Origin of the sequence: Streptomyces sp. P13-3-3 (assembly GCF_050571355.1) — a bacterium.
Taxonomy (GTDB): Bacteria; Actinomycetota; Actinomycetes; order Streptomycetales; family Streptomycetaceae; genus Streptomyces; species Streptomyces althioticus.
Genome location: NZ_CP192228.1, coordinates 4,277,508 through 4,303,186 on the forward strand (window position 1 = coordinate 4,277,508; position 25,679 = coordinate 4,303,186).

Genomic DNA, 25,679 nt, shown 5'->3' on the forward strand with positions numbered 1-25,679 from the left:
TGCGGGAGGTCCGGGTACCGTGGACCCGGCCCGGACCACGGAGGGCGAACGACCGGCACCGAGGGCCGAGGACCGAAGGCATCGCGAGGAGCTTCAGGTGTTCAATGACATAGGACCGCTCGAGCTGGTGACGCTCATCGTCCTCGCCGTGCTCATCTTCGGTCCGGAGAAGCTCCCCAAGGTCATCCAGGACGTGACCCGCACGATCCGGAAGATCAGGGACTTCTCGGAGAGCGCCAAGCAGGACATCCGGCAGGAACTGGGCCCGGAGTTCAAGGACTTCGAGTTCGAGGACCTCAACCCCAAGACGTTCATCCGCAAGCAGCTGGACAACGACGATCTGGGGCTGAAGGAGATCCGCAACGGCTTCGACCTGAAGAAGGAGATGGCCGAGGTCACGGACGCCGTCCACGGGCGCGACACCGATCCGTCCCCCTCGCCCGCCACCCCCGGCGGCCGGGTGGACATGACGAAGAAGCCCGAGAAGCCGGCGGCCGACGACCGTCCGCCCTTCGACATGGACGCCACCTGACCGGTCCCCGGGGCGTGCGCCGGCGCGTACGTGACGCGTTTCATACTCCACCCGAGCTGCGGACGGCCTGATCCGGGCGTCCGAACGCCCTACGCGCCGGGCGGTTTCCCTGCCTGTGGCGGCAGGGTGGTTATGCTGCCGAGTTGTTGTGCGGAACGGACGAGTACGCCCGAAAGGGGGGCGGGCCGCCCGGTCCGACGAGAGCGAGGAGGCGTCCGGGCACATGGAGACGACGAGTTCGGCAGTCGCGCAGGCGCCGGCCGCGGAGGACGGACAACCAGTCCCCTCCGCCCGGCGTACGGTCGACGGCTACCTGCGTGCGCCCTTCCCCTGGTACGGCCTCGACGAGGCCTTCACGGGGCCGCGCTGGCTGATGCAGGTCGGCCTCTCGGCCGACGGGGCCGTGGAGCACGGATCGGTCGGACACGGCGACGAGCCGTCCGTCCGCAGCGAGTTCGCGGCCGGGGGCGACCAGGACGCCAAGGAGAAGTTCGCGGTCGTGGTGACCGTCGCGGCCAACCCGGTCCGCCGCAGCGCCGACGGCACGGGGGTGCTGGAGGCCACCTCGGTGTCCTCCGCCGCCTGGCTCGCCGGGGTGGGGCTGCTGTCCTTCACCTGGCCGGGCCAGATGGACCACTCCCTGCGCGACGACTGGCTGGAGCAGCAGACGGAGACCGCCTGGGTGCTGGCGGACGACCTGGAGGGCGAGGACTGGTCGACGCTCTCCCTGCCCGTGGACGGCGTGCCCACGCCGTTCCACTACCGGGAGTCCGAGTACGGCTGGGTGCTCGCCGGCTCCACCCAGCAGGGCGTCCACGTGGGCGCGTACGGCCGGGGGATGAGCGCGTACGGGCTGGGCTTCGCCGTGGTGAAGGACATCGCCGCCTACCAGGGCTGAGCGAGCCGCCCGGGAACGCCGGAGGGCGCCGTCCGCTGCGGACGGCGCCCTCCGGCGTGTGCACGGGTCTCAGAACTTGTTGCGCGGGGTGATCCCCAGCGACATGCCCGACAGGCCGCGCTGACGGCCGCCCAGCTTGCCGGCGATGGAGCGCAGCGCCGAACCCGCGGGGGAGTCCGGGTCGGACAGCACCACGGGCTTGCCCTCGTCGCCGCCCTCGCGCAGCCGCACGTCGATCGGGATGGCGCCCAGCACGGGCACGTTGGCGCCGGTGGTGCGGGTCAGGCCCTCGGCGACGGTCTGGCCGCCGCCGGTGCCGAACACGTCGACCATCTCACCGCAGTGCGGGCAGGGCAGCCCCGACATGTTCTCCACCACGCCGACGATCTTCTGGTGCGTCTGCACGGCGATGGATCCGGCGCGCTCGGCCACCTCGGCCGCGGCCTGCTGAGGGGTCGTGACGACCAGGATCTCCGCGTTCGGCACGAGCTGCGCGACCGAGATCGCGATGTCGCCGGTGCCGGGCGGCAGGTCGAGCAGCAGCACGTCCAGGTCGCCCCAGTACACGTCCGCGAGGAACTGCTGGAGCGCGCGGTGCAGCATCGGGCCGCGCCACACCACGGGCGCGTTGCCCGGGGTGAACATGCCGATGGAGATCACCTTCACGCCGTGCGCCGACGGCGGCATGATCATGTTCTCGACCTGGGTGGGACGCCCGTCGGCGCCCAGCATGCGCGGCACCGAGTGGCCGTAGATGTCGGCGTCCACGACACCGACCTTCAGCCCGTCGGCCGCCATCGCCGCCGCCAGGTTCACCGTCACCGAGGACTTGCCGACGCCGCCCTTGCCGGACGCCACCGCGTACACCCGGGTGAGGCTGCCCGGCTTGGCGAAGGGCACCTCGCGCTCGGTCTGGCCGCCCCGCAGGGCGTTCGCCAGCTCCTTGCGCTGCTCGTCGCTCATCACGTCCAGCGTCACGTCGACCCGGGTCACGCCCTCGACGCGGGAGACCGCGTCCGTCACGCGCTGCGTGATGGTGTCGCGCATGGGGCAGCCGGAGACCGTCAGGTACACGGTGACCGCGACCGCACCGTCCGCACCGATCTCCACCGATTTGACCATCCCGAGCTCGGTGATGGGCCGGTTGATCTCGGGGTCGTTCACCGTCGCCAGTGCTTCGCGCACCGCGTCTTCCGTAGCCATAAGGACGATGGTACGGCTCCGGGTACACCGGCCGGTAAGGACGTCAGCGGTCGTCTGCGTCACGTCCCGGCGGGTGTTCCGCCCGCATCGCCGGATGCGTACCGTGATGCTCCTTGTGGCCGTTCTGCCGGATCTCCAGCTCCTTGACCAGGTCCTCCAGCTCCGAACGGATCCAGTCCCGGGTGGCCACCTCGCCGAGCCCGATCCGCAGCGCGGCGACCTCACGGGTCAGATACTCGGTGTCGGCGATCGACCGCTCGTTCTGCTTGCGGTCCTGCTCCAGGTTGACCCGGTCGCGGTCGTCCTGCCGGTTCTGCGCGAGCAGGATCAGCGGGGCCGCGTAGGAGGCCTGGAGGGACAGCGCCAGCGTCAGGAAGATGAACGGGTACTCGTCGAACCGCAACTCCTTCGGCGCGGACACGTTCCACAGCACCCACAGGATGATGACGACCGTCATCCAGACGATGAACCGCCCGGTGCCCAGGAAACGCGCGATGCGCTCCGAGAGCCGGCCGAAGGCGTCCGGGTCCCACTCGGGCAGGATCCGCCGCCGGGGAGGGCGCGGCTGGTCCAGCCGCGGCGCGCGCGGCCGTCCCGCCGCCGTGGCCCCGGCCAGGGTCCGCTCCCGCACGGCGTCGCGTTCACCCGCCATCGGGCACCTCCCCCTCCTCCAGGTGGAACTCGGTCTCCCGCCAGTCGCCCGGCAGCATGTGGTCCAGCACGTCGTCCACGGTCACCGCGCCCAGCAGCGACCCGGCCTCGTCCACGACCGGCGCCGCCACCATGTCGTACGTGGCGAAGAACCCGGCGACCACGGGCAGCGTCGCCTCCGGGTCCAGCGGCCGCAGGTCGTCGTCCAGCATCGAGCCGACCAGCGTGTAGGGGGGATCGCGCAGCAGCCGCTGGAAGTGCACCGTGCCCAGGTACTTGCCGGTCGGGGTCTCCTCCGGCGGCCGGCACACGTACACCTGGGCCGCGTGCGCGGGCGACAGGTCGGGCTCGCGGATCCGGGCGAGGGCGTCGGCGACGGTCGCGTCCGGCCGCAGGATGATCGGCTCGGTGGTCATCAGACCGCCCGCGGTGTGCTCCTCGTACGACATCAGACGGCGCATGTCGGCCGCGTCCGCGGGCCGCATCAGGCTCAGCAGGCGCTCCTTGTCCGCCTCCGGCAGCTCGCCCAGCAGGTCGGCCGCGTCGTCGGGGTCCATCGCCTCCAGGACGTCCGCGGCCCGCTCCTCCGCCAGTACGCCCAGCACCTCGATCTGGTCGTCCTCGGGAAGCTCCTCCAGGACGTCCGCGAGCCGCTCGTCGTCCAGGGCCGCGGCGACCTCCGCACGCCGCTTGGGGGAGAGGTGGTGCAGCACGTTGGCCAGGTCGGCGGGGCGCAGTTGTTCGAAGGTGGCGAGCAGGTTCTCCGCGCCCTGCCCGGCCTCCTCCAGCGAGAAGCCGGTGACGGCGGACCACTCCACGGTCAGCGTCTCGCCCTTGCCGCGCCGGAACGCGCCGCCCTTCTTCCCCTTCCGCACGAAGACCCGGTCGATCTCCCACTCGCGCCGCGCCTGCAGTTGATGCACCGACAGGTCCAGGACGGTGACCTCCTCGCCGGTCTCCACGAGGGTGACGCGCCGGTCGAGCAGCTCGCCGAACACCAGCCGCTCCGTCGGCCGCTGCTCGAAGCGGCGGACGTTGAGCACCCCGGTGGTGATGACCTGGCCGGCCTGCACGGAGGTCACGCGGGTCATCGGCAGGAAGATGCGGCGCCGGGTGGAGAGTTCGACCACCAGGCCGAGCAGCCGGGGCGGACGGCGGCCGGGGCGCAGGATGACGACGAGATCGCGCACACGGCCCACCTGGTCACCCGCCGGGTCGAAGACGGCGACGCCGGAGATGTGGGAGACGAAGAACCGGGGTGCGCCCGATGCCATTCCGGCGGCTCCTTTGCGTGCGTGCGGAGGGCTTTCGTGCCGTGTACTGCCTGGTGCGTCTGTGTTCCGGATTGCCCGCTCGGACGGGCTTCAGGCTAGCCCGTCCCGATCGGTGCCGCGCTGGCGGCCGGTCCGGACGGACTGACTCCGTCCCGCCCCACGCGCCCCGGTACTCTGCGGTACGCCGTTCAGGTCCCCCGTCAGAGAGGCAGCCCACCTGTGATTCCGATCTCCCCGGGCCGTTCCCGCAGGGCCACGCTGGCCGGCGCCGTGTGCGCGCTGCTCGTGGCGGGGACGGCGCTCACGGGATGCTCCGAGGATCCGAACGAGGGAACGAACGGCGTCGGCAGGCTCCCCGCCGACCAGATCCAGAACAAGGCGCAGAAGGCGGCGGCGTCCGTGGGCACCGTGCGGCTGCACGGCTCGGTGCGGACGAGCGGCCGCAGCTACACCCTCGACATGCGGCTGAAGCCGCAGGGCGGCATCGGCTCGGTCAGCACGGAGGGGGAGACCTTCCGGCTGCTGCGGGTCGGCCAGGAGCTCTACCTGAAGGCCGACGCCGCCTTCTGGGGCAAGGGCGGGGACGGGGACGGCGACTCCAAGGCGGCGGACAAGCTCGCCTCGAAGTACGTCAAGGTGCCCAAGGGCGACCCCTCGTACACCAAGTTCATCGGCTTCACCGACAAGAACGTGCTGCTCGGCGGGTTGCTGACGCTGCACGGCGAGCTCAGCACGGACGGCCACCACGAGCAGGACGGGACCCGCACGATCCGGGTCACCGGCGACGACGGCGCCGGCGGCACCCTGGACGTCTCCCTCGAAGGCAAGCCGTACCCGCTGCGGCTGGTGCGCGCCGGGGAGGCCGGCACGCTCACCTTCTCCTCCTGGGGCGCCGACTTCAAGCTGGAGAAGCCCGCCAAGGGGGACACCCTCGACTACGGCAAGCAGCTCCCGACGTCCTGACGCGGAACCGGGTCGAGACCGGTCACCAGCCCGTCGGCCGGTGCTGCCCGGCGCCTGGTGGAGATCAGCCGTATGAACCGGACCGGGGCGGGACGACTGCCCCCGTGACCGCGGCCACCTGACGCCGAGCCCGCCCCGCCGGGGGGCATCAGCTGCCGGGCGGGGTCCAGTCCGCGGGCAGGCCGGACTCACTCAGAATCTCAGTCCGGTTGTAGTAGTCATTGCTCGAGTGGATCAGGTTGCCGCGCAGCCGCAGTACGGTCACGAGCGGTACCTCGAACGGTCGGGGTGCGCCGACGATGTGGCCGCTGAACACTCCCTCGACCACGATCCCGTCCCGCCCGCGGAACCCTCCGGTCGCCTCGAACTCGAGGTTCTCGATGAGCTTGTGGGACCCGCTCTCCCACTCCTCGACCCCCTCACGGCCGTGGAACACCAGGTTGACGGCGAGGTCGGTGTAGACGGCGTCCTTGGTGTACAGACGGGCGAGATCGCGGGTGTCGGCCGTCGTCCAAGCGGCAGCCCAGCGCCGCCCTATCGCCGGCACCTCGTCCTTCCCGTGCTTCGCCGCGCCCACGACCTGCTGCACCCCGGCCTGGGCGGCCCGCTGACCGGGCGACGCCTCGGAAGAGGCTGCGGTGCCGGCGCCGGCGGTCCCGGCTGTCAGAGCCGCCGCGGCCACCACGACAGCGAGGCCGGGAACGAGGGTACGTATGCGCATGTGGGTCTCCTTGCCCTGGGACGGCGCGGCGACGGTCCGCCACGTCCATCTAACGCCGTTAGATTTCCTAACGCCGTTAACTTACGGAGCGTCGGGCGACGCCGTCAAGGCGGACCGCACCCGGGCGAGGCGCCGAACCCCGGCACCACAGCCACACCGGCCACCGGCTGAGACCGGCCGGAGGAGACGACAGGCAGGTCGCTGCGGAAGGCGGCACGGGCAGGATCGCCACGGCGGACGACGGGCCAGCCCGAGGGACCGACAACGAGCCCCACGGCGATCAGGCGCACCCGGCCGACAGGCCAGACCTCCTCGCGTCCGGTGAGGGCGAACCGGCCGAGGGCCGCGACCGTGCCCCCGAGCAACCCGCAACCCGCAACCCGCAACCCGGCATGCATCGGGGCCGGTCGCCGTCCGAGGCCGTGACCTGGAGGAGGAGTGCGCCGCGAAGAGAGAGTGGAACGTGCGTCCAGGGGGTCCCCTGAGTGACCCGGGCCGCTGTCGAGCCAGCCGCGCCGCCCGCGCCTGCCCAGCAGGCGCGGCAGCCCGGCCGGCATCGGCGTCCGGGTCGTCGCCGGGGTGGGCAGCGGGGCCGCGGAGAGGTCGCCGTCGGGCAGGACGCCCGTCGCGCCGGTCGGCTCCAGACGCACCACCCGGCACTCGCGGGCCCAGCGCTCCGGCATGGCCTCGCCGTCGGGGGCGTTGAGCCGCTTGCCCTTCAGGGCGTCGACGGCCGCCGTCCACTCCTCGGAGCCGGACGTCAGCGCGCGGACCGTCGCGGTCCAGGTGACCAGCCGGCCGCCCTTGTCCTTGCTGCGCACCGTCACCTCGGCCCGCGCCCCGTCGGCGAGACCCGTCAGGGGCTGTTCACCGGGGCCGTCGCCGACCAGGCAGGCGGCGCCTTCGTGCCACACGTGCCACAGCGGCCGGGCCGGGACGCCGGGGCCTTCGACCCAGATGAGGCCGGACTTCTTCGAGGCCTCCTCGATGAGGGCCCGGTCGAGCAGCTCGCCAGTCATGCGCCCAGCCTATCCAGGCGGGGCGGGCCGTCTCAGAGCCAGCCGTTGCGCTTCAGCGTGCGGTGGATGCCGAGGCAGATGGCGACCGTGACGCCGAGGACCACCGGGTAGCCGTACTTCCAGTGGGTCTCGGGCATGTAGTCGAAGTTCATGCCGTACACCCCGCAGACCATGGTGGGGACGGCGATGATCGCGGCCCACGAGGTGATCTTGCGCATGTCCTCGTTCTGCGCGACGGACGCCTGGGCGAGGTTGGCCTGGAGGATGGAGTTCAGCAGCTCGTCGAAGCCGACGACCTGTTCCTGCACCCGGGCCACGTGGTCGGCGACGTCCCGGAAGTACTTCTGGATCTCCGGGTCGATCAGCCGCATCGGCCGCTCGCTGAGCAGCTGCATCGGCCGCAGCAGCGGCGCCACGGCCCGCTTGAACTCCAGCACCTCGCGCTTGAGCTGGTAGATCTCACCGGCGTCGGTGCCGCGCGGGGTGCCCTTGCGGCCGGGGGAGAAGACCTTGGTCTCGACCTCGTCGATGTCGTCCTGGAGGGCGTCGGCGACCGCGATGTAGCCGTCCACGACGTGGTCGGCGATGGCGTGCAGCACCGCCGAGGGGCCTTTGGCCAGCAGCTCGGGGTCGTCCTGGAGGCGGTGGCGCAGGGCGCGCAGGGAGCCCTGGCCGCCGTGCCGGACGGTGATGAAGAAGTCCCGTCCGGTGAAGCACATGACCTCGCCGGTCTCCACGATCTCGCTGCCGGAGGAGACGCGGTCGTGGTCGAGGTAGTGGACGGTCTTGAAGACCGTGAACAGGGAGTCGTCGTAGCGCTCCAGCTTGGGCCGCTGGTGGGCCTGGACGGCGTCCTCCACGGCCAGCGGGTGCAGCCCGAACTCGGCGGCGATTCCCGCGAATTCGGCCTCCGTGGGCTCGTGCAGGCCGATCCAGACGAAGCCCCCGTCGCGGCGCACCCGGCGCATCGCCTCCTGGGGGCCGAGCGGGCCGTCCTCGTTCTCCAGGCGGCGGCCGTCCCGGTAGACGGCGCAGTCGACGACGGCGGTGGCCGCCGCGCGCTCGCGCGAGGGCTCGTACGGGCCGCTCCCCTTGCGGAGCGAGATGCGGGAGGCGGGACGGACCACGGCGCGCAGGTCGCGGATCATCGACATGGCGGGCTCCTTCGCGAACGGGCAACGAAAGGCGCCGGGGCGACGGGTGGAACAACCCGGAATGAGGACGTCCTGGACTGCGCATGTTTGGCACGTCCACAAAGCGGGGAGCACCGCACCGTCGCGGTGGCGAGCTTCGTCGCTGATACAGCTACTGGGGCAGATCAGTCAGAACGAAACGAGTGCTCTTCCGATGAAGACGCGCGAAGCGAAAGGCGGGAGCCGAAAGGAGAACAGCTGCCTCAGCGGGCGGAAGAGCGGGTGATACTGCACGGTCGACTTCGGTCCATGCCAGCCCCACCTCCTCCGGCCGGTCCCTCGTGAGGGACGATCACGATCCCCTGAGGGGATTCCCCTATGAGCGGGGAGTGTCACACAGGCGTTCAGGCAGTGTCGGAACGCTTGACGCGTGCTGCCCGAACCACCGGCCAAGCGTATCAGCCGACTGCTGTGTCAAGGCTCTGCTTTGCCCGGTGGTGACGAGTTCTATGCTCGCCGCATGGCTGATGTTCTTCCCCTGGTCGAGGCCCGGCTGCGCAGCGCGCTGGGCGAACCGGACGCGCGCGCCGCGGTCACCTTTCTGGGCACGGACCGCATCGAGGTGCTGCGGTTCCACGAGGGGGACATCGTGCGCTACGCGTCCCTCGGCATGTCCGCGCAGCCCATGGCGGACCCCACGGCCGTGATCGCCGACCCCGTGGCGGGGCCCCGGGCCGAGCTGGTGCTGTCCGTGCGCGGCGGCGTCGCCGACACCGACAAGGTGCTGCGTCCGCTCGCCGTGCTCGCCGCGTCCCCGCAGGTCGAGGGCCTCGTCGTGACGCCCGGCGCCTCGCTGGACGTGGGGGAGCCGCTGTGGCCGGGCGCCCCGTTCACCTCGGTGCTGGTCGCCGAGCCGGGCGGCCTGGTGGAGGACCTCGAACTCGACGCGCCCCTGGAGCCCGTGCGCTTCCTGCCGCTGCTGCCGATGACGCCGAACGAGGCCGCCTGGAAACGCGTGCACGGTGCCCAGGCGCTCCAGGAGCGGTGGCTGAACCACGGCACGGACCTCCGGGACCCGTCCCGGAAGTCCGTGCCGCTGGACTAGCGCCTGTCCGGGCACCGGAGTGAGGAAGCTCACCAACGGCCGCCCGGAAAGGCTCAGTTGGCGAAGACGCCCACGCCGTCCTCGGTGGCGTGCACGGGCTGGAGCTCCTCGGCCTCGGCGGTGAGCGACCGGCGCCGCACCAGCACCACCAGCGCTCCCAGCACCGCCGTCACCGCGGCGACCGTGAACGGCATGTGGACGTCGCTCCACTCCTCGATCTTCGGTGCGAAGAACGGCGCCGCGGCGGCGGCGAACCAGCGCACGAAGTTGTACCCGGCGCTCGCCACCGGACGTGGCGCGTCCGACACCCCGAGCGCCAGTTCCGTGTACACCGTGTTGTTCACGCCGATCAGCGCCCCGGACAGCACGGTGCACACGACGGCCGCGGTGTGGCCCCCGTAACCGAGCACCAGCACGTCCGCCGCGAGCAGCACCAGCGAGCCGCCCAGCACCTTCAGCGAACCGAACCGCTTCTGCAGCCGGGGGGCCACGATCACCGAGAACACGGCGAGCAGCACGCCCCAGGCGAAGAACACCGCGCCGGAGCGGTAGGGGGACATGTTCAGCACGAACGGCGTGAAGGCCAGCACGGTGAAGAACGTGTAGTTGTAGAAGAACGCCGAGACGGCCGTGGAGGCCAGCCCGCCGTGCCCGAGCGCCTTGACCGGGTCCAGCAGGGAGGTCTTGCGGGCCGGCCGGGGCTGCTCCTTCAGGAAGGCGGCGATGCACACGAAGCCGACCGCCATCAGGGCGGCCGTGCCGAAGAAGGGGTAGCGCCAGCTCGCGTCGCCGAGCAGCGCGCCCAGCAGCGGGCCGCAGGCCATGCCCAGGCCCAGGGCGGACTCGTACAGCAGGATGGCGGCCGCGCTGCCGCCGGCCGCGGCGCCGACGATGACGGCGAGGGCGGTGGAGACGAACAGCGCGTTGCCCAGTCCCCAGCCGGCGCGGAAGCCGACCAGCTCGCCGACCGACCCCGAGGTGCCGGAGAGCCCGGCGAACACCACGACCAGTGCCAGGCCCAGCAGCAGCGTCTTGCGTCCGCCGATGCGGCTGGAGACGAAGCCGGTCACCAGCATCGCCAGCGCGGTGATCAGGAAGTACGAGGTGAAGAGCAGGGAGACCTGCCCCGCTGTCGCGTCGAGGCCCTCGGCGATGGACGGCAGGATCGGGTCGACGAGGCCGATGCCCATGAAGGCGACGACGGACGCGCCGGCGGTCGCCCACACGGCTTTCGGCTGCTTGAGGATGCTGCCCGATCCCGTGTCGATGGGGTCCATGGGTGCTCCAATCCCGGGACGTGGGGGGAGGACGGCTGCCGGAAGGAAGGCGTCGGCCGTCCGCGAGGAATGATTGGCGTATACACAGGATAGGTTAGCCAATCTAATTAATGCAAGCTACATCTATCTTGGTCCGTGGTCCCCGTTCCGCCCGGTCGGGTGATCGTCCTTGACGTGGCGCCGCGGACCTAGGACCGTGGGGCTCTATGAGGGGCGAACCCAGTTGCCCGAAGTGCGGTGGCCGGGTCAGGGCTCCCGGCCTCTTCTCGGATGCCTGGCAGTGCGACGTGCACGGCACCGTGCACCCGCTGCAGCCCGTGATACCGCCGAGCGTCGAGGCCCTCGAGGTCGTCGTGCACCGCACCAAGGTGCCGGTGTGGATGCCGTGGCCGCTGCCGGTGGGCTGGCTCTTCACCGGTGTCGCGTCCGCGGGGGACGACCGCAGCGGGGGCCGGGCGACGGCCGTCGCGTGCACCGGACCCGGACCGCTCGGCGGGATGGGCGAGCTCATCCTGGTCGCCGAGGAGCTCGGCGTAGGACTCGGCGCGCGGTACGCGGGCATCGACGGCCCGGACCCCGGGCCCTACATGGACGTCGGGAAACCGCCTCAGGCCAAGGTGCTGGCCGCCGGCCGCCCCACCCCGCTCTGGCACGTCGCCCGCACGCCCGACGACCGTGCCGTCTTCGCGGGCGAGGCACTCGGCCTGTGGCTGTGGGCGGTGGTGTGGCCCGAGCAGTCCGGCCTGTTGATGTACGACGAGCTGGTGCTCGCCGACCTGCGGGACGCCGGCGCCGAGGTCGAGCTGGTGCCGTGCGGGGCGCTGTCCCCGCGCCTGCTGGAGAAGTAGCGGGACGCCGTCGGTGATGTAGGGGGCGCCCGCCGGGTTCGGGTGTGACAGGGGTGGCCGAAAATCCGGTTATCCTGGAGCGTCCCCGTCCACCCCGTCCCGCTTGGAGTACCGCGTCGTGCGCATCGACCTGCACACCCACTCCACCGCGTCCGACGGTACGGACACCCCGGCCGAGCTGGTCCGCAAGGCCGCCGCGGCCGGACTCGACGTCGTGGCCCTCACCGACCACGACACCACGCGCGGCCACGCCGAGGCGCTCGCGGCGCTGCCCCAGGGACTCACCCTGGTCACCGGCGCCGAGCTCTCCTGCCGCCTCGACGGCGTCAGCATGCATCTGCTGGCCTACCTCTTCGATCCCGAGGAGCCCGCCCTGCTCGCCGAGCGCGAGCTGGTCAGGGACGACCGGGTGCCGCGCGCCAAGGGCATGATCGCCAAGCTGAACGAGCTGGGCGTGCCCGTCACCTGGGAACAGGTCGCGCGGATCGCCGGGAACGGCTCGGTGGGCCGCCCGCACGTCGCCAGCGCGCTGGTCGAGCTCGGCGTGGTGGACAGCGTGAGTGACGCCTTCACGCCCGAGTGGCTCGCCGACGGCGGCCGGGCGTACGTGCCCAAGCACGAGACCGACCCCTTCGAGGCGGTCCGGCTGGTGAAGAACGCGGGCGGCGTCGCCGTCTTCGCGCACCCCGCCGCGGTGAAGCGGGGCAGGACCGTGCCGGACTCCGCGATCGCGGAACTGGCCCGGGCCGGTCTGGACGGCATCGAGGTCGACCACATGGACCACGACCCCGGCACCCGGGCGCGGCTGCGCGGCCTGGCGGGCGAGCTGGAGCTGCTGGTCACCGGGGCGAGCGACTACCACGGCAGCCGGAAGACCTGCGTCCTCGGCGAGTTCTCCACCGACCCCGAGGTCTACGGCGAGATCACGCGGCGCGCGACCGGGGCGTTCCCGGTGCCGGGGACCGGCGGAGCGGTCTGACAGTCGCGGTGACCGCCAGGTAAGGCCGGCGTCCCGCTCCCACACCCCTGTTCTCTTTCACTTTCGTTCTCGCGCTAGGCAGTCATGTTCGACGTCGCCGTCTTCGGCTCTCTCTTCCTGACCCTTTTCGTCATCATGGATCCCCCCGGGATCACCCCGATCTTCCTCGCGCTGACCGCCGGCCGTCCGGCCAAGGCGCAGCGGCGCATGGCCTTCCAGGCGGTGTGCGTGGCGGGCGGCGTGATCGTCGTCTTCGGTCTGCTCGGCCACCAGATCCTGGACTACCTGCACGTCTCCATCCCGGCGCTGATGATCGCCGGCGGTCTGCTGCTCCTGCTGATCGCGCTGGACCTGCTCACCGGCAAGACCGACGAGCCCCAGCAGACCAAGGACGTCAACGTCGCGCTGGTCCCGCTGGGCATGCCGCTGCTGGCCGGTCCCGGCGCGATCGTGTCGGTCATCCTCGCCGTGGAGAAGGCCGACAGTGTGGCGGGGCAGGTCTCCGTGTGGTCGGCGATCCTCGCCATCCATGTCGTCCTGTGGCTGGTGATGCGCTACTCGCTGCTGATCATCCGGGTCATCAAGGACGGCGGCGTGGTCCTGGTGACGCGGCTCGCGGGCATGATGCTCTCCGCGATCGCCGTGCAGCAGATCATCAACGGCGTCACGCAGGTGATCCAGGGCGCGTGACGTCCGGCCGCGAGCACACCGGAGCCCCCGTACCCGAGTGGTACGGGGGCTCCTCAAGCAAGCGCACAGATTACGAGGCCGGTGTGTCGGCCGGGCGGATCCACAGACGCCGCCCGACGGCGGCAGCCTGCTGAACGATGCGGTTGACGGAGGCGGCGTCCACAACGGTCGAGTCCACGGTCGTGCCGTCGACGTCGTCGAGTCGCATGATTTCGAAGCGCAAGGGCTTCTCCCTTCGTCTGGTCATCCTCCTGAAGGAGAACTACTGGGTGAAGGCTCACGGACCGGACGGGCCCGTGTGCCGCACATGGTTCAACGGGCTGTGTGGTGCAAACATTCCCTACGCTAAGGAAAATTTTCGAGCAACTAAATACTGGCGAGTAAGGTTTTTCGAACGGGACCGACCGGGACCGGTTGTGTTCGTAGCGTGACCGGCGGAACAATAAGAGGCGATGAACGACGACCTCGCGGCCCTGCACGCGCGTATCGACCGTACGAACGAGCTGCTCCAGCGCATGCTCGCCGAGGTGGCCAAGACGCCCTCGACGCACGCGATCTTCGTGGACGCCGGCTACCTCTACGCGGCCGCGGGGCGGCTCGTCGCGGGGACGGAGGACCGCCGCGCCTTCGACCTGGACGCCGAGGGACTGATCGACGCGCTCATCGACCTCGCCCGCACCGTCTTCGCCGACAGCAGGCTGCTGCGCGTCTACTGGTACGACGGCGCCAGGCGCCGCATCCACACCGCCGAGCAGCAGTCCATCGCCGAGCTGCCCGACGTGAAGGTACGCCTCGGCAACCTCAACGCCAACAACCAGCAGAAGGGCGTCGACTCCCTGATCCGCTCCGACCTGGAGTCACTGGCCCGGCACCGCGCCATCAGCGACGCGGCCCTGCTCGGCGGCGACGAGGACCTCGTCTCGGCCGTCGAGGCCGCCCAGGGGTACGGGGCCCGCGTCCACCTGTGGGGCATCGAGGCACCGGAGGGCCGCAACCAGGCCGATCCGCTGCTCTGGGAGGTCGACAGCCAGCGCACCCTCGACCTCGACTTCTTCAAGCCGTACGTCTCCCGCCGCACGGCTGCCGCGTACGAACCGGCGGGCGGCCGGCCCACCCGCGAGGACGTGCGCTTCGTCGGCGCCCAGATCGCCGCGAAGTGGCTGGGCTCGCGCGGACGCGAAACCCTGATGGAGCTGCTCCCCGGCCACCCCTACCTGCCCGGGTCCGTCGACCAGGACCTGCTGGTCGAGGCCGAGGGGCTCCTCCAGTACTCCCTGCGCGGTCAGGCCGACCTGCGCCGCGCCCTCCGCGACGGCTTCTGGGACCACCTGCAGGCGCAGTACTAGGACCCTTCGCCGGGGCCCCGCTGCCAGATGGAGGGGTCCTCCTCCTCGGCTTCTCCCCGGCCGACGGAGCCTGCCCAGGTCACGCCGGGCGGCGCGGTCACGTGCACGGTTCCGGCCAGACGGGCGGCCGGGACGGCGAAGTCGACGCCCCTCTCGGGGAGGTCCCCTCTGTCGCACTGGACCGGGAAGTTCGCGTGGAGTACGGGAACGCGCACCTTGAGGGTCCCGGAGCCCTGGCACCGGAAGGAGAAGCGTATGGAGTCCTCCCGGGCGCCGGGTGCGTCGTAGCTGAAGACCGCGCTGTCACGGGCCGGACCGTACGCGCCGGCTCGGCCGTCGACTCGCGGAGGAGCCACCGTGTCGTTCGGCAGTGGGTCGGGGCTGACACCGGCGGTCGAGGACGCCGGAGGTGAGGAGGCCGGAGGTGAGGAGGCCGGAGGCTCGGGAGCGGCCGCCTCGGACGTGCAGCCGACGGCTGCCGTGAGCAGGAGGAGTACGGCCGCGCCGCGGGCGTGACTCATCGGACCGCCAAGGTGTCGAAGAAGTCGGCGAGGGACTGCGCCGTCGGGGTGGGGCGGTCGATCATAGGGGTGTGGCCGGCGCCCTCGACCACCGTGCGGCGGGCCCCCAGGCGGCGGGCCATGGCGTCGAGGCCGGGGACCGGCCAGGTGTCGTCGTGCGAGCCGGAGAGCACGTGGAACGGCAGCGGGACGGCGGCCAGTTCCGCGACCCGGTCCGGCTCCGCACACAACTGTGCTCCCGTAGCCAGCAGTTGGGCCGGCTTGGTGGACAGCCAGCGGTTCCGGAGCTGCTCGGGACCGCCGATGCCCCGTGCGGGTCCGCCCACTTCCTCCGGCGGACCCATCGCCAGGATCGCCTCCCAGCACTCCTCCATCGACATCACCGCGAGGGCGTCCCGCAGTAACGTCACCCGCTGCTCCTGCGAGGCGGAGATGCGCGCGGCGCCCGAGGAGACGAGCGTCAGCGAGCGGAAAGGGCTGTGGTCCAGAAGCACGGCCGCGCGGGCGATCTGGCCGCCCATCGAATGCCCCACGAGATGCACGGGGGCGTCGACGCAACGCGCCTGCGCCAGCACGTCCTTCGCCAACTCGTCCTGCGCGTAGGCGGCTTCGTCGCCGGCCGGGCCGTCCGATCCGTGCTGGCCGCGCCCGTCCACGGCGACGGCACGATAACCGCGCGCGGCGAGCGGTCCGAGGACCAGCGTGAAGTCCTCCTTGCTGCCGGTGTACCCGGGCAGCAGCAGCACGGTCCCCCGCACTGTCGCACCGGCGGGAGGCGGCACGTCCAGGACGGCGAACTCGCCCCGCGTGGTGAGGAGTCGGCGAGGGCTCAGCTCGGGGAGGTGAACGGGGGAGAGGGCGGTGATCACCCGGGTGAGGGTAGCGGCTGCGCACACGCCGACGGCCCGGCCCCCCACGAGCGGGGACCGGGCCGTCGGCGTCGGTGCTGTGTCAGCTCTCCGCGGACTCCGCGGGAGCCGCGGCCTTACGGGTGCGGCGCGCCTTCGGCTCCGCCGCCTCCGTGGCCTCCGGCGCGGACGCGGCGGCCTTACGGGTCCGGCGACGCGGCGCGGCGGCCGCCTCGGCGACCTCCCCTTCCGGAGCGGTCTGCGCGGGCACCGTCTTGCGGGTGCGGCGCGGCTTGGCCTCGGCGCCCTCGGCCGTGTCGACGGCGGCCTCCGCCTTCTTGGCGGCGGTCTTCCGCGTCCGCTTCGGCTTCTCCTCGGCCTCGGGCGCGGACTGGGCCGGGATCTCCACGGCCTCCGCCTCGGCGGCCTTGCGGGTCCGGCGGCGCGGCTTGGCCTCGGCGCCCTCGGCCGTGTCGACGGCGGCCTCCGCCTTCTTGGCGGCGGTCTTCCGCGTGCGCTTCGGCTTCTCCTCGGCCTCGGGGGCCTCGGTCGCGGCGTCGGCCTCGGCCGCCGCCGCCTTCTTGCGGGTGCGGCGCGGCTTGGCCTCGGCGGGCGTCTCGACGGTGCCTTCGGCGGTGTCGACGGCGGTCTCCGCCTTCGCGGCGGCCTTCCGCGTGCGCTTCGGGGCGGCCTCGGCCGTCTCCGTCGTGCCCTCGGCGGTCTCGACCGCCGTCTCGGCGGCCTGGGCCGCCTTGCGGGTGCGGCGACGACGCGGCGCGGCCTCCTCCACCGGGGCGGACTCCGCCGCGACGGGCTCGGCGGCGGGCGCCGGAACCGACGGCTGCTCCGTCACGGCCGGGGCCTGCTCGGCCGGCCGGCGCGTGCGGCGACGGCGCGGCTTCTCGACGGTCTCCACCGACGGGCCCTCGGCCGTGTCGACGGCGGCCTCCGCGGCCCCCTGCTCCACCGTGCCCACGGCGGCGGTGACCCCGCCACGGGTGCGGCGACGACGGCGCGGGGTGCGCGAGGCCTCACCGGCCTCCGCCTCCTCGGCGCCCACGGCCGCCTGCGCGGCAGGCTGCTGCCCGGCCGCGTCGAGCGGCGCACCGCCACGGGTACGGCGACGGCGGCGCGGCGTACGCGTCGAGGCCTCGCGCTCGTCGGAACGGTCGGAACGCTCGTTGCGGTCGGACCGGCCACCGCGGCGCCCGTCACGGCCGTCCCGGCCGCCGCGCCCGCGCGGCCCGCGACCGCCGACCTCGCCCAGGTCCTCGATCTCCTCCGCGTCCAGACCGGCCCGGGTGCGCTCGGAGCGGGGCAGCGTGCCCTTGGTGCCCTCGGGGATGCTCAGGTCCGTGTACAGGTGCGGAGAGGTGGAGTACGTCTCGGCCGGGTCGCCCAGACCCAGGTCCAGCGCCTTGTTGATCAGCTGCCAGCGCGGGATGTCGTCCCAGTCGACCAGCGTGATCGCCGTACCCTTCGCACCCGCGCGGCCGGTGCGGCCGATGCGGTGCAGGTACGTCTTCTCGTCCTCGGGCGTCTGGTAGTTGACGACGTGCGTGACGCCCTCGACGTCGATGCCGCGCGCGGCGACGTCGGTGCAGACGAGCACGTCCACCTTGCCGTTGCGGAAGGCGCGCAGCGCCTGCTCGCGGGCGCCCTGGCCGAGGTCGCCGTGGACCGCGCCGGAGGCGAAGCCGCGCTGCTTGAGCTGGTCGGCCAGGTCGGCGGCGGTGCGCTTGGTGCGGCAGAAGATCATGGCCAGGCCACGGCCGTCGGCCTGCAGTATCCGCGCGACCATCTCGGGCTTGTCCATGTTGTGCGCGCGGTAGACGAACTGCTTGGTGTTCGCGACCGTGGCGCCCTCGTCGTCCGGCGACGTGGCGCGGATGTGCGTGGGCTGCGACATGTAGCGGCGGGCCAGACCGATGACCGCGCCCGGCATGGTGGCCGAGAACAGCATGGTCTGCCGCTTCACCGGAAGCAGGTTGATGATCTTCTCGACGTCGGGCAGGAAGCCAAGGTCGAGCATCTCGTCGGCCTCGTCCAGGACGAGCGCCCTGACGTGCGACAGGTTGAGCTTCTTCTGCCCGGCGAGGTCGAGCAGGCGGCCCGGGGTGCCGACGACCACGTCGACGCCCTTCTTCAGCGCCTCGACCTGGGGCTCGTAGGCCCGGCCGCCGTAGATCGCGGTGACGCGCACGTTCCGCACCTTGCCGGCGGTCAGCAGGTCGTTGGTGACCTGCGTGCACAGCTCGCGGGTGGGGACGACGACCAGCGCCTGCGGCGTGTCGGTGAGGTCCTCGGGCTTCGCGCGGCCCGCCTCGACGTCGGCGGGGACGGTGACCCGCTCGAGGAGCGGAAGACCGAAGCCGAGCGTCTTGCCGGTGCCGGTCTTGGCCTGGCCGATGACGTCCGTGCCCGTGAGGGCCACGGGGAGCGTCATCTCCTGGATGGGGAAGGGGGTGGTGATGCCGACGGCTTCAAGGGCTTCGGCTGTCTCGGGAAGGATCCCGAGCTCTCGGAACGTCGTAGTCAGGGTGCTGCCTCTTCTGTGTGCGCGGTGCGAGGCGAGCGCGGGGGTCGTGTAGGGACCGTGCCGGGGACGACGGCTGCCATACGGTCGAGGCCGTAGGACACGGGACCACTGCCGACGCTCGAGCGCTCGTACCGCTGAGGTGTCCCTCCGCATCCCGTACGCGATGTGCCGTACGAACAGAGGGCTGTCGGGTCGGAGCCGATCGGGCCACCGACCGGGCATCCTCATACATGCTGCGGCCCGTCGAACACATCCGAGTACGTCAGAGTGCTCAGCAGGCGCATTACCACCATACCCCGGATTCGCGCACACGCCATGGCCGATTTGGTCACGTAGTCGTCGTCACACTGATCGACCAGGACCTTCCGGGGCAGGCCGAGCGGGCTATTGTGCGCTGCATGACGAGCTCTGACAGCCCTGACAACGCCGCGGAAACCCCCGAGACCCCTGCCGCACGGACCGGCGTCGCCGCCATGGACTGGGCGGCCGCCTCCGCCGACCCCCAGTACCGTGCCGCTGTCGTGGATCTGCTCGGCGCGCTCGCGTACGGGGAGCTGGCGGCGTTCGAGCGGCTCGCGGAGGACGCCAAGCTGGCGCCCACGATGGGGGACAAGGCGGAGCTGGCGAAGATGGCCTCGGCCGAGTTCCACCACTTCGAGCGGCTGCGGGACCGGCTCGCCGAGATCGGCGAGGAGCCGACGCAGGCCATGGAGCCGTTCGTGGCCGCCTACGACGGCTTCCACAAGCAGACGGCGCCGTCGGACTGGCTGGAGGGCCTGGTCAAGGCGTACGTGGGCGACTCCATCGCCAGCGACTTCTACCGCGAGGTCGCGGCGCGCCTCGACTCCGACACCCGCGCGCTGGTCCTGGCCGTCCTGGACGACACGGGGCACGGCGGCTTCGCCGTGGAGAAGGTGCGCGCGGCCATCGAGGCCGACCCGCGCGTCGGCGGCCGGCTCGCCCTGTGGGCACGCCGCCTGATGGGCGAGGCCCTGTCCCAGTCCCAGCGCGTGGTCGCCGACCGCGACGCCCTGTCGACGATGCTCGTGGGCGGCGTGGCGGACGGCTTCGACCTGGCCGAGGTCGGCCGCATGTTCTCCCGCATCACGGAGGCGCACACGAAGCGGATGGCAGCACTGGGTCTGGCTGCCTGACGGCAGCCCGCTGTACGACCGAAGACCGTCCGGTCCTCGGGGCCGCACCTCGGGCGCGGCCCGCCGACGGCCCTGCCGCCACGGCCCTCGCCCGCCAGCGCCCGCCCTACGGCCGCTCGGACGGGCCGCGCCCTTGGGCCGGTCCGGGGTGCGGCCTGTCTGCGGCTTTGTCGTCGGAGCTGCCGGGGTGGGTTCATGCCGGACTGCGTGCGCTGTAGGGCCGATCGGACGGGCGCGCTCTTGGGCCGGTTTAGGGTGCGGCGCGTCTGCGGCTTTGTCGTCGGAGCTGCCGGGGGCGGGTTTATGCCGGACTGCGTCTGCTGTAGGGCCGATCGGACGGGCCGCGCCTTTGGGCCGGTTTAGGGTGCGGCGCGTTTACGGCTCTGTCGTCGGAGTTGCCGGGGGCGGGTTTATGCCGGACTGCGTCCGCTGTACGGCTGCTCGGCGTCGGGCCCTGTGGGCAGTTGTGAGCGTGACAGTCCGCCTGGCCAGCGGAGGGAGCCCGGTCCCGCCACCCGGAAGCCGACGGGCCGACCGCCCCGGCAAGACGGGCGGCCCGAGAAGCAGCGCCCGGCGGTCGCCCGTTGGCCGCCAGGCCGGGCAGCACGACCGTTCGCCGGGCCGACGGCGGCCGAGGTGGCCGGGCTGTGGGGCCGTCCGTGGTGGCGGAGTCGGAGCGGCTGGGTCAGGCTGTCGGCGAGTCGGCGCACTGCCGCGGGCGACGGGCCGAGGGCGGTCAGGCCGTGGCCGAGTGGTGGAGTCTGCCCGCCGGGCGCAGCAGCAGGGAGAGGGAGGCGGTCGAGACGATCGCCGCGCCCACCAGCATCGTCAGCAGATTCCCCGCGTCCAGCGCGGTGTTCATGACGAAGGCGCCGAACAGCGCCCCGGCCACACCGGTCGCCAGCACGAGGGCGCGCCGTGGGAGCCGGTGGGACAGGCGGTGGTACGCCCCCCAGGCCAGGGCCAGGCCGAGAATCGCGGAGCTGAGCGCTTCCAGAAGCATGTCGGGGTCCCTCCCACACGGCCGGCCTGCTCGTCCCTGTCTTGGTCCTGTCCCGGTTTACCCCTGACCTGCGGAATCCAATCCTCCCCACAGCGCCTCGCCCGTAGGCCGAACGGGTGTTTCGAGGGCGCCTCCCCTCAGGCACGCAGGCAAGCCGAAGGCACGCAGAAGGGCCCGGCGGTGACAACCGCCGGGCCCTTCTCCCATGCACACAGCCCTACAGCGCGCCGAAGCCCACCTTGCGCGGGGCCGGCTCGCCGATCTCGACGTAGGCGAGACGGTCGGCCGGGACCAGGATCTTGCGGCCGTGCTCGTCCACGAGGCTCAGCAGCTGCGACTTCCCGGCCAGCGCCTCGGCCACCACGCGCTCGACCTCCTCGGCGCTCTGACCGCTCTCCAGAACGATCTCGCGGGGCGCGTGCTGCACGCCGATCTTGACCTCCACGGCTATGTCCCTCCGACGGTCAGTGAAGTGCGCGACCTTCCGCGCCGTACCTGCACACATTAGCCCGGTGAGGGGATCCGTACGCTCAGCCCGGCAACGCCAACAGCGAACAGCCGACGGGAACAAACGACCGTCGGCCGTGCCGGTCAGTGCTGCTGGTCGCTGCCGTGCAGCGGGAACCCGGCGATGCCCCGCCAGGCCAGCGAGGTCAGCAGCTGCACCGCCTGGTCGCGCGGCACGCTGCGGTCGCTGTGCAGCCACGAGCGGGCCACCACCTGGGCCAGCCCGCCGAGCCCCGACGCCAGCAGCATCGACTCCGCCCGCGACAGGCCGGTGTCCTCGGCGATGACGTCGCAGATGGCCTCCGCGCAGTCGTTGGTGACCTTGTCGACCCGCTCGCGCACGGCGGGCTCGTTCGTCAGGTCGGACTCGAAGACCAGGCGGAACGCTCCGCCGTCGTCCTCGACGTACGCGAAGTAGGCGTCCATGGTCGCCCGCACGCGCTGCTTGTTGTCCGAGGTCGACGCCAGCGCGTGCCGCACCGACCGGATCAGCGCCTCGCAGTGCTGGTCCAGCAGCGCCAGGTACAGGTCGAGCTTGCCGGGGAAGTGCTGGTACAGCACCGGCTTGCTGACACCCGCGCGCTCGGCGATGTCGTCCATCGCCGCCGCGTGGTAGCCCTGCGCGACGAAGACCTCCTGGGCGGCGCCCAGCAACTGGTTCCGCCGGGCACGGCGCGGAAGGCGTGTACCCCTCGGGCGTACCGCGTCCGTCTGCTCGATGGCTGTCACGCCGCCTCCCATAGTCGTCCACATGCGGGATCAGCCGCGTCGCCATCGTACTTTTCGGTAATCCTGATGTGCGCGGTGCACGTGCAGAATTTCACGGACCGGACAGCGGGAAAAGCGGCACGGACGGTTTCAGAAGCTGTCAGAGCGGGCAAAACGTGTCCCCTTCCGGACGGCTTTCGCCCCGGCCGGCGCACCTCTCATCGGTAGTCGTCCTCGTCGAGCTGGACGACGCGCGCCTGTTCCACCAGATCCGCCTCGTTCGCGCGGTCGGGGTCGACCTCCTCCAGCGGGTCGTCCTCCTCCGGCCGTACCGCCGTCTGCTGCTCGGCCGCGTCCACGACGGGCGCCTCCACGTCGTACTCCACACCCTCCTGCACGTCCTCGTCCTCCTCGAACGTCTCGGGGTCGGTCGGATCCACGGCCATCACCGGGCTCCCTTCCTGGTCACGCCCCTGAGGCAGGCAGGGGCCACGTACGGGTGCCCTCGGTACGAGGTTAGGAGACACCCGATTCGGACGCCATGCCATCCTGTGACGCCGAACACATGAACCACGGCGTGATCGTCTCGTAACATTGCCGCATGTCTTCGACCGAGCTGCCGTCCGTGCCGCCGACCGGCGTACTGCCCGAACCGGCGGCGGTCCGGGTGGCCGAGGGCGAGCGGCTGAGGTCGGTGCGGGTGCCCGGCGCCACGCTCACGGTCAGATCCCGGCCACCGGCCCGCGAAGGGCTCCCGCCCGCCTTCTACGTCCACGGACTCGGCGGCTCGTCGCTCAACTGGTCGCCCCTGATGGCCCTGCTGGAGGGCGTCGTCGACAGCGAGGCCGTGGACCTCCCCGGCTTCGGCGACTCCCCGCCGCCGGACGACGGCGACTACTCGATCACCGCGCACGCACGCGCGGTGATCCGCTGTCTGGAGGCGTCCGGCCGCGGAGCGGTGCACCTCTTCGGCAACTCCCTCGGCGGCGCGGTCGCCACCCGGGTCGCCGCCGTGCGCCCCGACCTGGTCCGCACCCTCACGCTCGTCTCCCCGGCCCTGCCGGAGCTCCGCGTGCAGCGCTCCGCCGTCCCCACCGGTCTGCTGGCCGTGCCCGGCGTCGCACCCCTGTTCACCCGGCTCACCCGTGAGTGGACGGCCGAGCAGCGCGTCCGAGGCGTCCTGAACCTCTGTTACGGCGACCCGTCACAGGTGACGCCGGAAGGCTTCCGGCACGCCGTGCAGGAGATGGAGCGGCGCCAGCGGCTGCCGTACTTCTGGGACGCGATGGCGCGCTCCGCGCGGGGCCTCGTCAGCTCCTACATGCTCGGTGGCCAGCAAGGACTGTGGCGTCAGGCCGAGCGGGTGCTCGCCCCGACCCTGCTCGTCTACGGTGGCCGCGACCAGCTCGTCGGCTTCCGCATGGCGCAGCGGGCCGCCCGCCACTTCCGGGGTTCCCGGCTCGTGACACTCCCGGACGCGGGCCACGTGGCGATGATGGAGTGTCCCGAGACCGTGGCGTCGGCGTTCCGTGAACTCCTGAGGGACGCGACCGGTCCCGCGGACGAGGGCGATACTGTGCAGCCGGACGCACAAGGCGATCCGGGTCCGTCCGCCGACACCGGTGGCCCGACCGCCACGACCGAGACGACAAGGGGCTGAGGCGCGACGTGGGACGCCACAGCCGGCGCGGGCCCGCCCCCAAGGGCGACACCGCGGACACCACCGCAGCGGACGCCGCCCGCGGCGTACGTGACGCGCCCGAGGCGCGGTACGACGACCGCCGGGGCGATGGCCAGGGCGCGGCGCTGCCGCGGCAGCAGGCGCAGGGCACTCCGCCGTACGGCACGCCACCGCACGGCACCCCGGTCCACGGGTACGGGTCGCCGGGCCGCGGGCCGGCCCCGGGCGTGCCGCCGGTGCCGGACGGATGGCAGCAGAGCGGGACCCCCGCACACGGTGTCCCCCGGTACGGCGGTCAGCCGCAGGGTGCGCCCGGGTACGGCGGTCAGCCGCAGGGCGCCCCCCGGTACGGCGGTCAGGCCGCGGGCGGGCCCGGTCACGGCGACGGCACTCCGCCGCGCGGGGTGCCCCAGTACGGCGAGGGGACTCCCGCACACGGTTTCCCGCGTCACGGGAACGCGGCTCCCGCGCAGGGACAGCCCCGCCCCGGGAGCGGACCCCCTCCGCAGAGCGGACCGCGCCGCGGCGACGGAACTCCTCCGCACGGTGTCCCCAGGTACGGGGACGGGACTCCTCCGCACGGTGTCCCCAGGTACGGGGACGGGACTCCTCCGCACGGTGTCCCCAGGTACGGGGACGGAACTCCTCCGCACGGTGTCCCGAGGTACGGGGACGGAACTCCTCCGCACGGTGTCCCGAGGTACGGGGACGGAACTCCTCCGCACGGTGTCCCCAGGTACGGGGACGGCACCCCTCCGCACGGTGTCCCGCGCCATGCGGACGGCACGCCCGCGCACGGCACCCCCCGGGTCCGCGGCGGGCACCCCGAGCAGCAGGAGACCGGGGGCGGCTGGGGGAACCCGCACGGACGCACCGCCGACGGCGCCGGGTACGGCGCGCCGGCCGCCGGGCAGGGCGTGCCCCTGCCGAGGCAGCGCCAGGCGCCCGCGGGAGGACCGCGCCGGGACTACGTGGAGGCGTTCGACGGGAGCGACGACCTCTTCACCCCGCGCAAGCCCATGACCCGCAGTCCCGCGGACCCCTACGCCGCCGTCACCGACCGGGACGGCGCCCCCGGCTCCGGCGTCCTCTCGGACTCGGACACCGACGCGGACACGGACGCCGGCACCGTCGTCGACGACGGGCCGCCGACGGGCGTCCCCGCGCAGACCAGGGGCGGCAAGGGGCGCGCGTTCACCGGCATAGCGGCCGCCGCCGTCACCACCGTGCTGGCCGTCGTCGTCGCGGGACAGGTCGCCGACGAGCACGACAGCCCGGGTGTCCAGTCGCAGTCCGCCGGCGAGCAGGCGCGCGACGCGCGCGAGCCCGCCTCGCGCGGCGACGACCGGGCGACACCCGGCGCGCCCCCGGCGAAGCCGCTGACGTACGAGCAGCAGATGGACCGCGCGTTCCCGCTGGCCGCCACCCGCGCGGGCACGGGCAAGTTCTACGCCGTCAAGGGGATCGACAAGGCGCCCGGCAAGGGGCGGAAGGTCACCTACCGGGTGGACGTGGAGCGCGGGCTCGACCTGGACGGCGCGCTGTTCGCCGAGGCCGTGCACCGGACGCTCAACGACAGGCGGAGCTGGGCGCACGACGGTCTGGCCTTCGAGCGGATCGAGACCGGCGACGCCGAGTTCGTGATCACCCTGGCCAGTCCCGGGACGACCGCCGACTGGTGCGCCAAGTCGGGCCTGGACACCACCGAGGACAACGTCTCCTGCGACTCCGCGGCCACCGAGCGGGTGATGATCAACGCCTATCGCTGGGCGCGGGGCGCCGAGACGTACGGCGACAAGATGTTCGCGTACCGCCAGATGCTGATCAACCACGAGATCGGCCACCGCCTCGGTCACAACCACGTCACCTGTGACAAGAACGGCGACCTGGCCCCGGTGATGCAGCAGCAGACCAAGTTCCTCGAGTACGACGGGATCAGCTGCCGGCCCAACGCCTGGCCCTACCCCAAGGGCTGACCGGCCCGGCCCTCCACTGCGGGGCGCGCCGGGTGGTGGTCCCGAAGCGGCTCGCGCCCGTCGTGCGCCCGTCGCGCGCCGGTCTCAGCACGGCGAACGCGAT

At 72.2% G+C, this 25,679-nt stretch carries 25 protein-coding genes and 1 pseudogene; 11 read left to right on the forward strand and 15 right to left on the reverse strand.

The window, feature by feature from the left end; all coding sequences use genetic code 11:
* The first annotated feature begins 97 nt into the window (after nucleotides 1-97).
* Nucleotides 98-532, forward strand: a complete 435-nt coding sequence (locus ACQZOG_RS19665; protein WP_033272130.1) for a sec-independent translocase — start codon at nucleotides 98-100, stop codon at nucleotides 530-532.
* Between the two features lie 223 nt (nucleotides 533-755).
* Entirely contained in the window at nucleotides 756-1,430 is a 675-nt protein-coding gene (locus tag ACQZOG_RS19670; protein WP_191880574.1) for a hypothetical protein, read from the forward strand.
* Between the two features lie 69 nt (nucleotides 1,431-1,499).
* On the opposite strand, the gene ACQZOG_RS19675 is transcribed toward ACQZOG_RS19670, so the two are convergent.
* The 3 genes from ACQZOG_RS19675 to ACQZOG_RS19685 are packed head-to-tail and all read right to left on the reverse strand — an operon-like array spanning nucleotide 1,500 to nucleotide 4,558.
* Nucleotides 1,500-2,633, reverse strand: coding sequence for an Mrp/NBP35 family ATP-binding protein (locus ACQZOG_RS19675; RefSeq protein WP_033272127.1), 1,134 nt, complete (start codon nucleotides 2,631-2,633; stop codon nucleotides 1,500-1,502).
* A 43-nt stretch (nucleotides 2,634-2,676) separates the two neighbouring features.
* A complete protein-coding gene (locus ACQZOG_RS19680; RefSeq protein WP_033272126.1) occupies nucleotides 2,677-3,285 on the reverse strand; it encodes a DUF1003 domain-containing protein in 609 nt (202 codons plus the stop codon).
* Nucleotides 3,275-4,558 (reverse strand): magnesium transporter MgtE N-terminal domain-containing protein, encoded by a 1,284-nt coding sequence (locus ACQZOG_RS19685; protein ID WP_058916911.1) that lies wholly within the window; start codon nucleotides 4,556-4,558, stop codon nucleotides 3,275-3,277. The genes ACQZOG_RS19680 and ACQZOG_RS19685 overlap by 11 nt, the downstream gene beginning before the upstream one ends.
* 219 nt (nucleotides 4,559-4,777) lie before the next feature.
* On the opposite strand from ACQZOG_RS19685, the gene ACQZOG_RS19690 reads away from it, so the two are divergent.
* Nucleotides 4,778-5,521: a hypothetical protein gene (locus ACQZOG_RS19690; RefSeq protein ID WP_387757715.1), complete on the forward strand. Its 744-nt coding sequence runs from the start codon at nucleotides 4,778-4,780 to the stop codon at nucleotides 5,519-5,521.
* 148 nt (nucleotides 5,522-5,669) lie between these two features.
* Here ACQZOG_RS19690 and ACQZOG_RS19695 read toward each other — a convergent pair whose 3' ends face one another.
* The 3 genes and pseudogenes from ACQZOG_RS19695 to ACQZOG_RS19705 all read right to left on the reverse strand — a co-directional run bounded on the left by ACQZOG_RS19695 (nucleotide 5,670) and on the right by ACQZOG_RS19705 (nucleotide 8,415).
* Nucleotides 5,670-6,242, reverse strand: coding sequence for a nuclear transport factor 2 family protein (locus ACQZOG_RS19695; RefSeq protein WP_354796088.1), 573 nt, complete (start codon nucleotides 6,240-6,242; stop codon nucleotides 5,670-5,672).
* Nucleotides 6,243-6,754: 512 nt separating this feature from the next.
* Nucleotides 6,755-7,261 (reverse strand): annotated as a pseudogene (locus ACQZOG_RS19700) (hypothetical protein); the annotation flags it as partial.
* A gap of 32 nt (nucleotides 7,262-7,293) precedes the next feature.
* Nucleotides 7,294-8,415, reverse strand: coding sequence for a magnesium and cobalt transport protein CorA (locus tag ACQZOG_RS19705; protein WP_033272120.1), 1,122 nt, complete (start codon nucleotides 8,413-8,415; stop codon nucleotides 7,294-7,296).
* A 499-nt stretch (nucleotides 8,416-8,914) separates the two neighbouring features.
* Here ACQZOG_RS19705 and ACQZOG_RS19710 point away from each other — a divergent pair, with 499 nt between their 5' ends.
* On the forward strand, nucleotides 8,915-9,499 hold the full coding sequence (locus ACQZOG_RS19710) for a suppressor of fused domain protein (protein WP_058916914.1): 585 nt from the start codon (nucleotides 8,915-8,917) through the stop codon (nucleotides 9,497-9,499).
* A gap of 53 nt (nucleotides 9,500-9,552) precedes the next feature.
* On the opposite strand, the gene ACQZOG_RS19715 is transcribed toward ACQZOG_RS19710, so the two are convergent.
* Nucleotides 9,553-10,776: an MFS transporter gene (locus tag ACQZOG_RS19715; RefSeq protein WP_033272118.1), complete on the reverse strand. Its 1,224-nt coding sequence runs from the start codon at nucleotides 10,774-10,776 to the stop codon at nucleotides 9,553-9,555.
* 206 nt (nucleotides 10,777-10,982) lie between these two features.
* Between ACQZOG_RS19715 and ACQZOG_RS19720 the strand changes: the two genes are divergently transcribed.
* The 3 genes from ACQZOG_RS19720 to ACQZOG_RS19730 all read left to right on the forward strand — a co-directional run bounded on the left by ACQZOG_RS19720 (nucleotide 10,983) and on the right by ACQZOG_RS19730 (nucleotide 13,293).
* Complete coding sequence (locus ACQZOG_RS19720) at nucleotides 10,983-11,624, forward strand: DUF6758 family protein (RefSeq protein ID WP_033272117.1); 642 nt, start codon at nucleotides 10,983-10,985, stop codon at nucleotides 11,622-11,624.
* 118 nt (nucleotides 11,625-11,742) lie between these two features.
* A complete protein-coding gene (locus tag ACQZOG_RS19725; protein ID WP_430741888.1) occupies nucleotides 11,743-12,603 on the forward strand; it encodes a PHP domain-containing protein in 861 nt (286 codons plus the stop codon).
* An 84-nt stretch (nucleotides 12,604-12,687) separates the two neighbouring features.
* The gene (locus ACQZOG_RS19730; protein WP_033272116.1) at nucleotides 12,688-13,293 is read left to right on the forward strand and encodes a MarC family protein; all 606 of its coding nucleotides are present in this window, start codon (nucleotides 12,688-12,690) and stop codon (nucleotides 13,291-13,293) included.
* A gap of 70 nt (nucleotides 13,294-13,363) precedes the next feature.
* On the opposite strand, the gene ACQZOG_RS19735 is transcribed toward ACQZOG_RS19730, so the two are convergent.
* Complete coding sequence (locus ACQZOG_RS19735; RefSeq protein ID WP_430741690.1) at nucleotides 13,364-13,516, reverse strand: hypothetical protein; 153 nt, start codon at nucleotides 13,514-13,516, stop codon at nucleotides 13,364-13,366.
* A gap of 229 nt (nucleotides 13,517-13,745) precedes the next feature.
* Here ACQZOG_RS19735 and ACQZOG_RS19740 point away from each other — a divergent pair, with 229 nt between their 5' ends.
* Complete coding sequence (locus ACQZOG_RS19740) at nucleotides 13,746-14,639, forward strand: NYN domain-containing protein (protein ID WP_430741691.1); 894 nt, start codon at nucleotides 13,746-13,748, stop codon at nucleotides 14,637-14,639.
* On the opposite strand, the gene ACQZOG_RS19745 is transcribed toward ACQZOG_RS19740, so the two are convergent.
* The 3 genes from ACQZOG_RS19745 to ACQZOG_RS19755 all read right to left on the reverse strand — a co-directional run bounded on the left by ACQZOG_RS19745 (nucleotide 14,636) and on the right by ACQZOG_RS19755 (nucleotide 18,442).
* Entirely contained in the window at nucleotides 14,636-15,160 is a 525-nt protein-coding gene (locus ACQZOG_RS19745) for a hypothetical protein (RefSeq protein ID WP_430741692.1), read from the reverse strand. The two genes, ACQZOG_RS19740 and ACQZOG_RS19745, sit on opposite strands and share 4 nt — an antisense overlap.
* Complete coding sequence (locus tag ACQZOG_RS19750; protein ID WP_430741693.1) at nucleotides 15,157-16,029, reverse strand: alpha/beta fold hydrolase; 873 nt, start codon at nucleotides 16,027-16,029, stop codon at nucleotides 15,157-15,159. The genes ACQZOG_RS19745 and ACQZOG_RS19750 overlap by 4 nt, the downstream gene beginning before the upstream one ends.
* An 82-nt stretch (nucleotides 16,030-16,111) precedes the next feature.
* The gene (locus ACQZOG_RS19755) at nucleotides 16,112-18,442 is read right to left on the reverse strand and encodes a DEAD/DEAH box helicase (RefSeq protein ID WP_245657515.1); all 2,331 of its coding nucleotides are present in this window, start codon (nucleotides 18,440-18,442) and stop codon (nucleotides 16,112-16,114) included.
* 503 nt (nucleotides 18,443-18,945) lie between these two features.
* Between ACQZOG_RS19755 and ACQZOG_RS19760 the strand changes: the two genes are divergently transcribed.
* On the forward strand, nucleotides 18,946-19,701 hold the full coding sequence (locus ACQZOG_RS19760) for a ferritin-like fold-containing protein (protein WP_078493169.1): 756 nt from the start codon (nucleotides 18,946-18,948) through the stop codon (nucleotides 19,699-19,701).
* A gap of 736 nt (nucleotides 19,702-20,437) precedes the next feature.
* Here ACQZOG_RS19760 and ACQZOG_RS19765 read toward each other — a convergent pair.
* The 4 genes from ACQZOG_RS19765 to ACQZOG_RS19780 all read right to left on the reverse strand — a co-directional run bounded on the left by ACQZOG_RS19765 (nucleotide 20,438) and on the right by ACQZOG_RS19780 (nucleotide 22,365).
* Nucleotides 20,438-20,704, reverse strand: coding sequence for a hypothetical protein (locus tag ACQZOG_RS19765; RefSeq protein WP_033272112.1), 267 nt, complete (start codon nucleotides 20,702-20,704; stop codon nucleotides 20,438-20,440).
* A 217-nt stretch (nucleotides 20,705-20,921) separates the two neighbouring features.
* On the reverse strand, nucleotides 20,922-21,149 hold the full coding sequence (locus ACQZOG_RS19770) for a DUF3107 domain-containing protein (protein ID WP_019522837.1): 228 nt from the start codon (nucleotides 21,147-21,149) through the stop codon (nucleotides 20,922-20,924).
* A gap of 146 nt (nucleotides 21,150-21,295) precedes the next feature.
* Complete coding sequence (locus ACQZOG_RS19775; RefSeq protein ID WP_033272660.1) at nucleotides 21,296-21,940, reverse strand: TetR/AcrR family transcriptional regulator; 645 nt, start codon at nucleotides 21,938-21,940, stop codon at nucleotides 21,296-21,298.
* 197 nt (nucleotides 21,941-22,137) lie between these two features.
* The gene (locus ACQZOG_RS19780) at nucleotides 22,138-22,365 is read right to left on the reverse strand and encodes a hypothetical protein (protein ID WP_033272111.1); all 228 of its coding nucleotides are present in this window, start codon (nucleotides 22,363-22,365) and stop codon (nucleotides 22,138-22,140) included.
* Between the two features lie 155 nt (nucleotides 22,366-22,520).
* On the opposite strand from ACQZOG_RS19780, the gene ACQZOG_RS19785 reads away from it, so the two are divergent.
* Together ACQZOG_RS19785 and ACQZOG_RS19790 are read left to right on the forward strand one after the other, a co-directional pair.
* Complete coding sequence (locus ACQZOG_RS19785) at nucleotides 22,521-23,579, forward strand: alpha/beta fold hydrolase (RefSeq protein WP_033272110.1); 1,059 nt, start codon at nucleotides 22,521-22,523, stop codon at nucleotides 23,577-23,579.
* A gap of 425 nt (nucleotides 23,580-24,004) precedes the next feature.
* Nucleotides 24,005-25,576 (forward strand): DUF3152 domain-containing protein, encoded by a 1,572-nt coding sequence (locus tag ACQZOG_RS19790; RefSeq protein ID WP_401457923.1) that lies wholly within the window; start codon nucleotides 24,005-24,007, stop codon nucleotides 25,574-25,576.
* Nucleotides 25,577-25,679: the final 103 nt, after the last annotated feature.